The 12,784-nt window shown below is 60.1% G+C and carries 14 protein-coding genes; 9 read left to right on the top strand and 5 right to left on the bottom strand.

Annotation, left to right across the window (positions count from 1 at the left end; all coding sequences use genetic code 11):
• Positions 1-8: 8 nt before the first annotated feature.
• Positions 9-1,538, bottom strand: a complete 1,530-nt coding sequence (gpmM, locus tag G5154_RS12615; protein ID WP_421251049.1) for a 2,3-bisphosphoglycerate-independent phosphoglycerate mutase — start codon at positions 1,536-1,538, stop codon at positions 9-11.
• A 246-nt stretch (positions 1,539-1,784) separates the two neighbouring features.
• On the opposite strand from gpmM, the gene G5154_RS12610 reads away from it, so the two are divergent.
• From G5154_RS12610 to gpsA, 3 genes are read left to right on the top strand one after another with little or no spacing between them, the layout of a single operon-like run.
• Positions 1,785-2,216, top strand: a complete 432-nt coding sequence (locus G5154_RS12610) for a rhodanese-like domain-containing protein (RefSeq protein WP_139473071.1) — start codon at positions 1,785-1,787, stop codon at positions 2,214-2,216.
• Positions 2,217-2,266: 50 nt separating this feature from the next.
• The gene (gene secB / locus G5154_RS12605; RefSeq protein WP_042054222.1) at positions 2,267-2,737 is read left to right on the top strand and encodes a protein-export chaperone SecB; all 471 of its coding nucleotides are present in this window, start codon (positions 2,267-2,269) and stop codon (positions 2,735-2,737) included.
• A gap of 2 nt (positions 2,738-2,739) precedes the next feature.
• A complete protein-coding gene (gpsA, locus tag G5154_RS12600) occupies positions 2,740-3,744 on the top strand; it encodes an NAD(P)H-dependent glycerol-3-phosphate dehydrogenase (RefSeq protein ID WP_005356865.1) in 1,005 nt (334 codons plus the stop codon).
• A 69-nt stretch (positions 3,745-3,813) separates the two neighbouring features.
• Here the strand turns inward: gpsA and nfuA are convergent, their stop codons facing one another.
• Positions 3,814-4,392, bottom strand: coding sequence for a Fe-S biogenesis protein NfuA (gene nfuA, locus G5154_RS12595; RefSeq protein WP_005340636.1), 579 nt, complete (start codon positions 4,390-4,392; stop codon positions 3,814-3,816).
• An 80-nt stretch (positions 4,393-4,472) separates the two neighbouring features.
• Positions 4,473-5,201 carry a ComF family protein gene (locus tag G5154_RS12590; RefSeq protein WP_042054221.1) on the bottom strand — a complete coding sequence of 243 codons (729 nt, stop codon included), beginning with the start codon at positions 5,199-5,201 and terminating at the stop codon, positions 4,473-4,475.
• A gap of 38 nt (positions 5,202-5,239) precedes the next feature.
• Here G5154_RS12590 and bioH point away from each other — a divergent pair, with 38 nt between their 5' ends.
• The 4 genes from bioH (at position 5,240) to G5154_RS12570 (ending at position 7,443) form a co-directional block, all read left to right on the top strand.
• Positions 5,240-6,004: a pimeloyl-ACP methyl ester esterase BioH gene (gene bioH / locus G5154_RS12585; protein ID WP_042054220.1), complete on the top strand. Its 765-nt coding sequence runs from the start codon at positions 5,240-5,242 to the stop codon at positions 6,002-6,004.
• A gap of 71 nt (positions 6,005-6,075) precedes the next feature.
• The gene (locus tag G5154_RS12580; protein WP_042054219.1) at positions 6,076-6,309 is read left to right on the top strand and encodes a flagellar hook protein FlgE; all 234 of its coding nucleotides are present in this window, start codon (positions 6,076-6,078) and stop codon (positions 6,307-6,309) included.
• Position 6,310: 1 nt separating this feature from the next.
• Positions 6,311-7,078: a putative metalloprotease CJM1_0395 family protein gene (locus tag G5154_RS12575; RefSeq protein WP_204384907.1), complete on the top strand. Its 768-nt coding sequence runs from the start codon at positions 6,311-6,313 to the stop codon at positions 7,076-7,078.
• An 86-nt stretch (positions 7,079-7,164) separates the two neighbouring features.
• Positions 7,165-7,443, top strand: a complete 279-nt coding sequence (locus G5154_RS12570) for a hypothetical protein (RefSeq protein WP_204384908.1) — start codon at positions 7,165-7,167, stop codon at positions 7,441-7,443.
• Between the two features lie 70 nt (positions 7,444-7,513).
• On the opposite strand, the gene G5154_RS12565 is transcribed toward G5154_RS12570, so the two are convergent.
• Both G5154_RS12565 and greB read right to left on the bottom strand, forming a co-directional pair.
• On the bottom strand, positions 7,514-9,823 hold the full coding sequence (locus G5154_RS12565; protein ID WP_421251050.1) for a Tex family protein: 2,310 nt from the start codon (positions 9,821-9,823) through the stop codon (positions 7,514-7,516).
• Positions 9,824-10,014: 191 nt separating this feature from the next.
• The gene (greB, locus tag G5154_RS12560) at positions 10,015-10,488 is read right to left on the bottom strand and encodes a transcription elongation factor GreB (protein ID WP_019445040.1); all 474 of its coding nucleotides are present in this window, start codon (positions 10,486-10,488) and stop codon (positions 10,015-10,017) included.
• A 249-nt stretch (positions 10,489-10,737) separates the two neighbouring features.
• Here greB and ompR point away from each other — a divergent pair, with 249 nt between their 5' ends.
• The gene (ompR, locus tag G5154_RS12555) at positions 10,738-11,460 is read left to right on the top strand and encodes a two-component system response regulator OmpR (RefSeq protein WP_005340625.1); all 723 of its coding nucleotides are present in this window, start codon (positions 10,738-10,740) and stop codon (positions 11,458-11,460) included.
• Entirely contained in the window at positions 11,457-12,767 is a 1,311-nt protein-coding gene (envZ, locus tag G5154_RS12550) for a two-component system sensor histidine kinase EnvZ (RefSeq protein ID WP_216979699.1), read from the top strand. Before ompR ends, envZ begins: the two co-directional genes overlap by 4 nt.
• Positions 12,768-12,784: the final 17 nt, after the last annotated feature.

The following is a 12,784-nucleotide window of genomic DNA, read 5'->3' as shown; positions in this document are numbered from 1 at the left end:
GGGAAGGATTATTTCAGAATCATCAGGGGCTTGCCAGTCATTTCCGGCGGCACCGGCAGACCCATCAGGGTCAGCATGGTGGGGGCCAGATCGGACAGTTTGCCACCTTCAACTACCTCGGCTTTGCGACCGAAATAGATGAGAGGAACCGGCAGATTGGTGTGGGCGGTGTGGGCCTGACCAGTCTCTTCGTCCAGCATCTTCTCGGCGTTGCCGTGGTCGGCAGTGATCAGGCACTCGCCACCCACTTCGGCTAGGGCGTCGGTCACACGGCCGATGCAGTGGTCAACGGCTTCACAGGCTTTGACGGCGGCATCGAACACACCGGTGTGGCCAACCATGTCGCCATTCGGGTAGTTACAGATGATGACGTCGTACTTGCCGCTCTTGATGGCAGCAACCAGCTTGTCGGTCAGCTCTTCGGAGCTCATCTCCGGCTGCAGGTCATAGGTAGCCACTTTCGGGCTGGCGACGATTTCGCGATCTTCGCCGGTGAAGCAGGACTCTTCGCCACCGTTGAAGAAGAAGGTGACGTGAGCGTACTTCTCAGTTTCGGAGATGCGCAGCTGGGTCTTGCCCTGCTTGGCCAGCCACTCACCCAGGGTGTTGACCAGAGCGGTCGGCGGGTAGGCACAGGCAGTTTTGATGTCGGCCGCGTATTCGGTCAGCATCACGAAGTTCAGCTTCGGCTCGACTGCACGGGCGAAGCCGGTGAAGTCGGTGTCAACGAAGGCGCGGGTGATTTCACGGGCACGGTCGGCACGGAAGTTCATGAAAATCAGTGCATCACCATCTTCCATCGGTGCAGCTTCGCCGATGCGGGTGGCTTTGACGAACTCGTCGTTCTCGTCGCGGGCATAGGCGGCAGCCAGTGCGTCGGTGGCGCTCTCGGCGGTGAATTCGCCCTTGCCCTGAGTCATCAGGTCATAGGCCTGCTGCACGCGATCCCAGCGGTTGTCACGGTCCATGGCGAAGTAACGACCGATCATGGAGGCGAAACGACCCTTGCCCAGCTTGGCGAAGAGGGCGTCGAACAGCTCGATGGAGGACTGGGCGGAGCGCGGCGGAACGTCACGGCCATCCAGGAAGGCGTGCAGGTAGATCTTCTCGGCGCCACGCTTGGCCGCCATTTCGATCATGCCCATGATGTGCTCTTCGTGGCTGTGTACGCCACCTGGGGACATCAGGCCCATGATGTGAACGGCTTTGCCGTTGGTGACGGCAGCGTCAACTGCCTTGGCCAGCTCGACGTTCTGGAAGAATTCGCCGTCCTGGATGTCTTTGGAGATGCGGGTCAGCTCCTGATAGACGATGCGACCGGCACCGATGTTGACGTGACCCACTTCGGAGTTGCCCATCTGGCCATCCGGCAGACCGACGTCCAGGCCGGAGCCGGAGATCAGGGTGCTGGTGTAGTCACGGGCCAGACGATCGAGGTTGGGAGTCTTGGCGGCAGCGACGGCGTTGTGCTCTTGCTTGGTGCTGTAGCCCCAACCGTCCATGATGACCAGAACCAAAGGTTTCTTAGCTGTTGACATAAGACTATGTCCTCTCGGATTGGAAAAAATGCGGGAAATGAAACTAGCGTAATATTACTACATCTGCCGAAATAGTCACCTGATAGCCAAGGGGCGCTCCCGCGGCCCCGCAAGCCATGCCCTTCCTGCCATGCTCGCTGCCCAAAGATGATGGGAGCCTGCTCGCGCTTTGCCGCCAAGATGGCTGATCTTATCAATACCCCCATGTATACTCGGGCCCTTGTCTTGGTCCCTGGATAGTAGAAGATGCAAGAGTATTTGGATTTTGCGGCCCGTAACCCGCTGCTGACCGCAGCCTGGTTGGGCCTGGCTGGCACCCTGGTTTACACCACTGTGCGTGCCCGTTTTTCTCCGGTAAAAACCGTCAACAATCACACCGCCACCCTGCTGATCAACCGCGAGAATGCCACCGTGGTGGATATTCGCAGTCAGGAAGAGTACGCCAAGGGCCATCTGGCCGGTGCCCAGCACCTGCCGCTGACCCAGATCCAGAGCAATAATCTGGGCCCGGTTGAAAAGCATAAAGATGCCCCCATCATAGTGGTGTGCGAGTCGGGAATGACTGCGGGCGGCGCGGGCCGTCAGCTGAGCAAAGCTGGCTTCAAGCAGGTTTATGTGCTCGGCGGTGGCATGGCCCAATGGCGTGCAGAAAATCTGCCGGTAACCAAGAAACGCTGATTTAAGCAGGGCCTGAGCCCACTTATCCATATAACAAGGAATCAAACGAAATGGCTGACGAGATCAACAACCAGGAAGTACAACCGGAATTCCACATCCAGCGTGTTTACACCAAGGATGTCTCTTTCGAAGCGCCGAACACCCCGCACATCTTCCAGAAAGAGTGGCAGCCGGACGTCAAGCTGGATATGGATACCAAGACCAACATCCTAGCTGAGAGCGTGTACGAGGTTGTCCTGACCCTGACCGTGACTTGCAAACTGGAAACCGAAACTGCCTTCCTGTGCGAAGTACAGCAAGCCGGTATCTTCACCATCGGCAACCTGCCGGAGCCGCAACTGGCTCACTGCCTGGCTGCCTTCTGCCCGAACATCCTGTTCCCGTATGCCCGCGAAGCCGTGGCCAACATGGTGAGCAAGGGGTCCTTCCCGCAGCTGAACCTGGCACCGGTCAACTTCGATGCCCTGTTTGCCCAGCACATGGCGCAAGCACAGGCCCAGCAGGCGACTGCGGAAGCCTGATAATGGCTGACCAGATCGCTATCTCGGTCTTGGGGGCGGGGTCTTATGGCTCCGCCCTTGCCATTTCTCTGGCGCGCAACGGTCATCCGACCCTGCTGTGGGGTCACGACCCCGCCCATGTCGCCGAGCTGGAACAAGACCGCTGCAACAAGGCGTTTTTGCCTGATGTCCCTTTTCCTGCCGATCTGCAGCTGACTGCGGATCTGCAACGTGCGGTACAAGCTGCTCCCGTGCTGCTGCTGGTCGTGCCAAGCCATGTCTTTGGTGATGTGCTGACCCGGATCAAACCCTTCCTGCGCCCCGATACCCGTATCGCCTGGGCCACCAAGGGTCTGGAGCCGGACAGTGGCCGTCTGCTGCAGGACGTGGCCCGTGAAGTGCTGGGTGACGAGATACCGCTGGCGGTGATCTCCGGTCCCACCTTCGCCAAGGAGCTGGCTGCCGGTCTGCCGACCGCCATCTCGGTCGCCTCGACTCACGATGAGTTCGCCGACGATCTCTCCCATCTGCTGCACTGTGGCCGCTCGTTCCGGGTCTATACCAATCCGGACTTCGTCGGTCTGCAGCTGGGCGGGGCGGTGAAGAACGTCATCGCCATCGGTGCCGGTCTTTCCGATGGGCTAGGGTTTGGTGCCAATGCCAGAACCGCGCTCATCACCCGGGGTCTGGTGGAGATGCAGCGTCTGGGCGCGGCGCTGGGTGCCGATGCCAAAACCTTTATGGGGATGGCGGGGCTCGGGGATCTGGTGCTCACCTGTACCGACAACCAGTCGCGCAACCGTCGCTTCGGGCTGGCCCTCGGGGCAGGCAAGGATGTGAACACCGCCATGACCGAGATCGGTCAGGTGGTGGAGGGGTATCGCAACACCAAAGAGGTGCATCTGCTGGCGGCCCGCTGCGGCGTCGAGATGCCCATCTGCGAGCAGATCTTCAAGGTGCTCTACGAGGGTAAGAACCCGAAAGAGGCGGCCATCGCCCTGCTGTCGCGAGACAAGAAGGACGAGTAATCTGCCGATTGTCCATGCAAAAGGCCCCGCCAGATGGCGGGGCCTTTTCTTTGCTGCAAGGGCTGCAAATCAGTAGTAGGAGTGGTCGCCGCGCTGGTGCTCGGTGGCGTCTTTCACACCGTTGAGCTCACCCGGGAACTTCTCTAGCAGCTGCTTCTCGATCCCCTCTTTCAGGGTGTAATCGACCATGGAGCAACCGTTGCAACCACCGCCAAACTGCAGGATGGCCAGTTTGTCTTCAGTCAGCTCGACCAGGGTGACTTTGCCACCGTGACCGGCCAGCATGGGGTTCACTTCGGACATCAACACGTACTCGATGCGCTCGATCAGCGGCGCGTCATCGGCCACTTTACGCATCTTGGCGTTCGGTGCTTTCAGGGTGAGCTGGGAGCCCATCTGATCGGTCACGAAGTCGATGGTGGCATCCACCAGGAAGGGGGCGCTCAGGGGATCGACCATGCAGTCGAAGCCGCTGAAGGGCAGGTGTTGATCTTCCGGGTCCACGGCATCGGGCGGGCAATACGATACGCCACACTCGGCATTCTGGGTTCCCGGATTGACCACAAACACCCGGATATTGGTGCCATCAGGCTGTTTTTCCAGCAGTTTACGGAAATGGGCCTGGGCGGCGTCGGAAATGCTGATCATCACTATCCTCATAAACCTGAGTGTACGACTAGGGTATTCATGATAACGCGGTTATTAATGCTTGGGTAGCATGCCGATGGCTACTTGCTGTGCCGAAGGGTACGACAGATTGCCCACACTTCTACCTTTGTGATGCCGCTCTCATGGAGCAAACGGCTGAGCTGACCGGCGGTGGCGCCTGTGGTCACAACGTCATCGAGCAGGGCAACATGGCGATAGTGGTGGGGGCGGATCCGGAATGCCCCGCGCAGATTGCGCCGTCGCAGCCCGGCGCTGAGAGTTGTTTGCTGTGGGGTTGCCTTGATGCGCTGCAACAGGGTGTTGTCGCAGGGAATGCCGGTGAGCTCGCCAAGGGTGTGCGCGATCTCCTCCGCCTGATTGAAACCGCGCCGCCACTGTCGCCACCAGTGCAGGGGAACAGGAATGATCGCCTCCGGCGGCTCGCGGCCATCCAGATGATCGGCCAAGAGGCGTGCCAGTAGCGGCGCCAGCAGGATCTGGCCGGAATATTTGAGCCGGGGGATCAGCATGGGGTAGGGGGTTTGGTAGTCGCCGATCACCTGCAGCCGCTCCCAGGGGGGAGGTCTGCGCTGGCAGCGGCCGCAGACCGGTATGCTCTCTTTTATATAGTCAGCCAGCGGTGCGGCGCAGAGGCGGCATCTTGGCTCTGATTGGTGCAACGCCTGCCGACACCAGCTGCAGAGCAGGGGCTCGTTGTCACAAGGCTGATGACAGAGCAGGCAGCTCCCTTGCCAGTCGGCGTGGCTGCCGAGCAGTGGGCTTGCTTTAGCGAGCAGTCGCTTTAACATGCTGACCCCAAGAGCATGAACAGGGATCTTTAGTCTAGATGAGCATATCGGTAGAGCAGTTTGGCCAGGGGCCCGATCTGGTGCTGTTGCACGGTTGGGGGATGAATGGTGCGGTCTGGCATGGCATTGCCCAACAGTTGGCGTCCCACTATCGGGTTCATCTGGTGGATTTGCCCGGTTTTGGCAACAGCCCGCTGGCAGACGAGGTGGATTACAGCCTGCCCTGGCTTGCCGAGCAGGTGGCTGCCATCATGCCGCAGAAGTGCCATCTGCTTGGTTGGTCGCTCGGGGGGCTGGTGGCAAGCCAGTTGGCGCTGATGCATCCCGATCGGCTGCACTCCCTGATCACCGTGGCCAGCTCCCCTTGTTTTATGGCCCGCGACGAGTGGCCGGGTATCGCCCCCAAGGTACTGACCGGCTTCAACCAGATGCTGGCGGGGGATTTTCGCCAGACCATAGAGCGCTTTCTGGCGATCCAGGCGATGGGCAGCGAACATGCCCGGGACGATATCCGTCAGTTGCGCCACTGGCTGGCCGAGCGGCCGGCGCCCGAGTTTGCCGCACTCGAGGCTGGACTGACACTGTTGGCCGAGATTGACCTGCGCGAACCGCTGCAGGAGCTCGATCTGCCCTGGTTGCGGATCTATGGGCGACTGGATTCATTGGTACCCAAGGCGGCCATTCCCCTGCTGGATGATCTCTACCCTGCCAGCCGCAGCGTGACCCTCAATAAGGCCTCACACGCACCTTTTATCTCCCACCCTGACGAATTCATTGAAATCGTTCGAGATTTTGTTGGATAAAAAATAGTCAATAAGCTTCATTAATCCTCTGGTCTGGCGGATAATTAAGCTGTGACCAGAGGAGTAACATCATGCGTATTGATTCTGCTTTCAACAGCGGGGTACAGGGATTTCAGCGAGCCGAGCAGATTGCCGACAAGGCATCCAATCAGATCGCCCGTCTCAACACCCCCAGCGGGGATCAGGTGCAAGTGACCGATGAGCTCGTCAATCTCAAGGTGGCCGAGCTGCAGGCTGGCGCTTCCGCCAAGGTAGTGCAGACCGCCAGCGATATGATGGGAACCCTGATCGACATCCGGGTGTGAGATGAACATCAATGTCAGTCTGCCCCCCCTTATTCCGACACAGCTGCAACCTCAGGTGGAAGCAGCGAGGACGGATAATCGCCGGGCAGAACTGATCCCGCAGGCCCGGGCGGGCCAAGCCTCCGTTGCCGAATCTGAAGTCGGCTCCCAGAAAGAGAAATCCAAAGCCGGTCAGGCCTCCAGCAATCAGAGCTCCCAGAACAGCCGTGAAACCGGGCAACCGGCGCCGACGACACTGCCAGACAATCGCTTTGTCGAGGCCACCGGTGAGGATGGGCAGCGCAAGCAGCAAGATCCCAAACAGCAGGAGCAGCAACAGCGGCAAGAGCAGCAGGTTCAGGATCTTGTCGAGCGTGACAAGGAGGTGCGCACTCACGAGCAGGCTCACCAGTCTGCGGGTGGAGAGTACGCCAGCTCGCCCACCTATCAGTTTACGCAAGGGCCGGATGGCAAGCGTTATGCTACGGGTGGCGAAGTCCAGATCGATACCAGTGTCGTACCCGGTGACCCTGCGGCTACCATCGCCAAGATGCAGCAGATCCGCTCTGCAGCGCTGGCGCCTGCCGAGCCTTCCGCGCAGGATTTGGCCGTTGCACGCAGCGCCGCCGCGAGTGAAGCCAAGGCGCGCAAAGAGCTGATGGCCGAGCAGAGCGCGAAATCGGGCGGTGTGCTGAGTGCCTATATGGACAAGCGCAACAGCGTCATCGCGGGCCACTATCAACAGGCTGTCAGCCCGGCCTCGACCCAGTCCCTCAGTCTGCATATCTGAATCCCCCCTCACCAAACTTTCAGCTGCTTTGCCTGTTTTGCAACTAACCTGAAGATCAGGCCCATTCCAATTTCACAGGAGCTGTCATGCATTTCGATGAAGTCAAAGCGGAAGATTTCGCCACCTTCTCCCGTGTACCGCCCCCCCACCTGCAGATGGAGCAGTTTCTGATGCAGCTCGGGGGAGGGGGAACTGAAGGAACCAGTTTCAAGAAGAAAGTGATGCTGGCGGCTGGCTGGAGCCACACCGGTGTCGTCTCTTACGGCAAATATCCGCAAGAGGCCTGCAAGGCATTCAACCGACTGCGGGAGGTGCTGGCCCAGCATGGAGAGCCCGAGAGCATTCTTGCTGCCCTGACGCAGTGATCCTGAGCTTCGCGTGTAAAAAAGCCCCTTGCGGGGCTTTTTGCATTCAGAGGACTTCTGGAAGGCTTCGCTACTTTTTCGCTTTGGAGAGCGCTGCCGCGAAGGCGTTGCCCATGGCACCACCCATAGGGGGGCTTTGGCGCGGCTCATTTCTTGGTTTGGTGTTGCCAGCACTGCTGTTGCGCGCTTCAGCCGGCTTGCGGGCGGGTTGCCCTGCCTTTTCGTCGAGGCGCATGGTCAGACTGATCCGCTTGCGCGGGGCGTCCACTTCCAGCACCTTGACCCGCACAATGTCGCCCGCCTTGACCACCTCACGGGGATCCTTAACGAAACGGTCGGTCAGGGAGGAGATGTGCACCAGACCGTCCTGATGAACACCGATATCGACGAAGGCGCCGAAGTTGGTGACGTTGGTGACTACACCTTCCAGTACCATCTCTGGCACCAGGTCGCTGATCTGCTCCACACCTTCCTTGAAGGTCGCGGTTTTGAACTCGGGGCGCGGGTCGCGGCCCGGCTTGTCCAGCTCGCCGATGATGTCGGTGACGGTAGGTACGCCGAATTGCTCATCGGTGTAATCGGCCGGTTTCAGGCTGCGCAGCAGGCTGCTGTTGCCGAGCAGGCTCTCCACGGTCTGTTCCAGCTTGGCGAGGATCCGCTCCACCACCGGATAGGACTCGGGGTGCACCGCCGAGCTGTCGAGGGGATTGCTGCCGCCGCGAATGCGCAGGAAGCCGGCGCACTGTTCGAAGGCTTTGGGGCCGAGTCGGCTCACTTTCAGCAACTGCTGACGGCTCTTGAAAGCGCCGTGCTCATCCCGGTAGGCGACGATGTTCTGGGCCAACGTCTGGGAGAGACCGGAAACCCGGTTGAGCAGGGCGACCGAGGCGGTATTCACATCCACCCCGACCGCGTTCACGCAATCCTCGACCACCGCATCCAGTCGGCGGGCCAGCTGGCTCTGGCCGACGTCGTGCTGATACTGGCCGACACCTATGCTCTTGGGGTCGATTTTGACCAGTTCGGCCAACGGGTCTTGCAGGCGGCGGGCGATGGAGACGGCGCCACGGATCGAGACGTCGAGATCCGGGAACTCCTGGGAGGCGAGTTCGGAAGCGGAGTAGACAGATGCCCCCGCTTCGCTCACCACTATCTTCTGCGCCTTGGCGGCGGGGTAGCGCTCGAACAGGTCGCTGACCAGCCGGTCGGTCTCCCGCGAAGCGGTGCCATTGCCGATACTGATGAGCTCGACCTTGTGTTTCTGGCACAGCTCGCTCAGGGTCTTGAGGCTCTGATCAATCTGGCGTTTTGGTTCGAACGGATAGATGGTGGTGTGATCGACCAGTTTGCCGGTGGCATCCACCACGGCCACCTTGACCCCGGTGCGGATGCCCGGATCCAGCCCCATGGTGCAGCGCATGCCGGCCGGGGCCGCCATCAGCAGATCCTTGAGGTTCATGGCGAACACCTTGATCGCCTCCTCTTCTGCCGATTCTCGGATACGGCCGATCAGCTCGGTCTCCATCTGAAGCGACAACTTGATCTTCCAGGTCCAGCTCACTACCCCCTGCAGCCATTTGTCGGCCGGGCGGTTCTGCAGATTGAGCTTGAGGTGGTGGGCAATGATCCCTTCGCAGGGGCTGGCAGCCTCATCCTCACCGGTGACCAGTGCCAGATTGAGGATCCCCTCATTGCGACCGCGCAACATGGCCAGTACCCGGTGGGAGGGGGCCTTGTGCAGTGGTTCGTCGTGTTCGAAATAGTCCTTGAACTTGGCCCCTTCCTGCTCCTTGCCTGCCACCACGCGGGCGCGCAGGGTGGCATTTTGCCACAGATAGTCACGCAGCTTCTCCAGCAAGTCGGCCTGCTCGGCGAAGCGCTCCATCAGGATATAGCGGGCGCCGTCGAGGGCAGCCTTGCTGTCGGCAATGCCCTGTTCGGGATTGAGGAAGGTGGCTGCAGCTTGCTCGGGATCCTGCATCGGGTCGCTGAGCAGCAGGTTGGCAAGCTGCTCCAACCCGGCTTCGATCGCCATCTGCCCCTTGGTGCGGCGCTTGGGCTTGTAGGGGAGGTAGAGGTCTTCCAGTCGGGTCTTGCTGTCGGCGCCATTCAATTCGCGCATCAGCTCGGGGGTCAGTTTGCCCTGCTCTTCGATGGAGCGAATGATCACCTGACGGCGATCTTCCAGTTCACGCAGATAGCCGAGGCGGCTCTCCAGAGTACGCAGCTGGCTGTCGTCCAGACCGCCAGTCACCTCTTTACGGTAACGGGCGATAAAGGGCACGGTCGAGCCTTCATCCAGCAGGCGCACAGCGGCCTGCACCTGCTCCGGGCGAGCATTGAGCTCACCGGCAATCTGTCTCTCTATGGTTTGCATCATGATGTTGTTGAGGGCCTCTGTGGTCGAGTCCGCGCCATCAGGCGCCAAGTGTGAGCACTATATGGGGTCGTGTTGCGGGATGCCACCCTGCGCCGGGGTCTGCACCCGTCAGACTGATAAAGTCGCAGGGGAGGGCGTTTATCTTGCCATTGCACCTGTGACTCAGGATGTGCCTGTGGCAAGCAGTCCGGCTATTTGGGGTAGCAGATCTCGTTGATATACCAGCAGACGTCACCAACTGGCGTACGGACGATGGCCTCATCACCGACCTCTTTCTTGAGCAGGGCGCGGGCCATGGGGGAGTCGATGGAGATGTAATCCTTGCGCTCGAAGATCTCGTCATAGCCGACGATGCGAAAGCGCTTGGTCTCGCCCTCATCGTTTTCCACCTCGACCCAGGCGCCGAAGAAGACCTTGCCCTCCTGCGCGGGGGCATAGTCGACGATCCCCAGCTCTTCGAGACATTTGCGCAGGTAACGCACCCGCCGATCGATCTCCCGCAGCCGCTTCTTGTTGTACTGGTAGTCGGCATTTTCGCTGCGATCCCCCAGACTGGCGGCCCATGCCACCTTCCTGGTGACCTCGGGGCGCTCCTGACGCCAGAGGAAATCGAGCTCTTCTTTCAGCTTGTTGTAGCCTTCGCGGGTGATCAGCTTTGTCTTCATGGTGATGCGGACCTGGTCAAAGAGGGGGATTCATCGCTAACTGCTCGGGAATATTAGCTTTTGTCCTCTTGCTGTCGAGGGAAATCGTGATGGCTCGGCTGGCGCCATTCAGGGAGTGGATGACCAGCGCGGTGACTTGATGGCCGTCACGCTCTCGGGACGGGTAATAACCGGTAACATATTTGTGCTTTGCTCCCGCTATATCCCCCCCTAGTATTGGGGGCAGCTAAAGAATGAAGAGGCAAAGCAATGAGTCAGCAGCAATACAAGGTCCTGGTCGTGGACGATGACCTGAAATTACGTTCCCTGTTGGAACGCTATCTCACCGAGCAGGGATTCGTAGTGCGCGGCGTGGCCAATGGCGAGCAGGCCGATCGCTTGCTGACTCGTGAAAATTTCAGCCTGATGGTGCTCGATCTGATGTTGCCGGGGGAGGATGGGCTCTCCATCTGCCGTCGTCTGCGGGAAGCGGGCAACCAGATCCCGGTGCTGATGCTCACCGCCAAGGGGGATGAAGTGGATCGCATCGTCGGGCTCGAGATGGGGGCCGATGACTATCTGCCCAAGCCGTTTAACCCCCGCGAACTGCTGGCGCGGATCCGTGCCGTGCTGCGCCGCCATACCGTCGAGCTGCCGGGGGCTCCCTCGGCTGCAGAGAAGGTGGTCAACTTCGGTGCCTTCCAGCTCAATCTGGCGACCCGCGAGCTGAGCCGGGATGGCGAGCCGATGGCGCTCACCAGCGGTGAATTTGCGGTGCTCAAAGTGCTGGTCAGCCATCCGCGCGAGCCGCTCTCCCGCGACAAGCTGATGAATCTGGCCCGTGGCCGCGAATACACCGCCACCGAGCGCAGCATCGACGTGCAGGTCTCTCGCCTGCGCCGCCTGCTCGAGCAGGATCCGGCCCAGCCCCGCTACCTGCAGACCGTCTGGGGTCTGGGGTATGTGTTCGTGCCAGATGGTGACGGTGCATGAAAAAGGTCGGCAGCATGTTCTCGCGCATGCTCTGGTTTCTGGCCGCCGTTCTGGTGGTCTATCAAGCAGTCTCCTACGTCACCTTCTACAACTATCTGCTGGCTCCAACCGTCAAGCAGATCAGTCACTTGCTGGCCAATCAGGTCAAGCTGATCTTTCCGGTCAACACTGAACAACTGGCGCTGAGCGAAGATGCCGAGGCGCTGGTCTATGTGACGACCGGTACCGACATCTATACCCAGAGCGAGGCGGTGCAGCATGGCTTCAACGATGCCAAGCCGTACCCCTATCTGGAGGAGAACATCAGTCGCGAACTGGGTGGCCCGGCCAAGGTGCGGGTCGAGATCCAGGATCACTACATCATCTGGATCCAGCCGCCGCAGGCCAGCAAAATCTGGGTGCGGATCCCGCTGACCGAGATTGAAGATGACGATATCGAACCGCTCATTATCTATCTGAGCGTGCTGCTGGTGATCACCCTGTTTGCGGCCTGGCGCTTTGCCCGCCAGCTGGTGCGCCCGCTCGAGGATCTCGAGGCTGGCGCGGTTGCCGTGGCCAAGGGACATTTCCCCGAGGCGCTGGGAGAGTTGGGGTCTCGGGAGGTACGGCGGCTGACCCGCACCTTCAACCATATGTCCCACTCCATCAAGAGCCTGATCGAAGAGCGTAACCTGATGATGGCGGGGGTTTCCCATGACCTGCGCACCCCGCTGACCCGTATCCGGCTGGCTACCGAGATGATGTCCTCCGGTGACGAATATCTCAAGGAGAGCATCAACTCAGATATTGATGAGTCCAATGCCATCATCGATCAGTTCATCGACTACATCCGCCCGGATGAGGGGCAGGCTCCGGTACCTGTCGATCTGACCCAGCTGGTGCACGATACCCTGTTGATCTATTCGGAGCAGGGGCTGGACGTCGATCTAGCGCTGCCACAAGAGGCAGTGCGGGTGGCTTGCAATCCGGTCAGCATCCGGCGGGTGCTGAACAACCTCTCAAGCAACTCGCTACGCTATGGGGCGAGCAGGTTGCATGCCGAATTGAAGGACGATGGGCACTGGGTGCGTCTGCGCCTCTCCGATGATGGCCCCGGCATCCCCGAGCAGGACTATTCCCGGGTACTGAAACCATTTACTCAGGGGAATATCGCCCGCACTGTCGGTGGCAGTGGCTTGGGGTTGGCAATTGTGGCCAAAATTGTCGCCCAGCACCACGGTACTATCCGGTTGGGGAGCTCGGAGCTCGGCGGCTTGCTGGTCGAGATGCGGCTGCCGAAACATCAGCCACAGGAGTGGATGGATTGAGAGAAGGGCGTATCCGT

It is taken from the genome of Aeromonas sp. 600527, assembly GCF_049175415.1.
Taxonomy (GTDB): Bacteria; Pseudomonadota; Gammaproteobacteria; order Enterobacterales; family Aeromonadaceae; genus Aeromonas; species Aeromonas veronii_A.
Note: the sequence above shows the minus strand (reverse complement) of the source record. Positions and strands in the feature narration are given on the sequence as shown.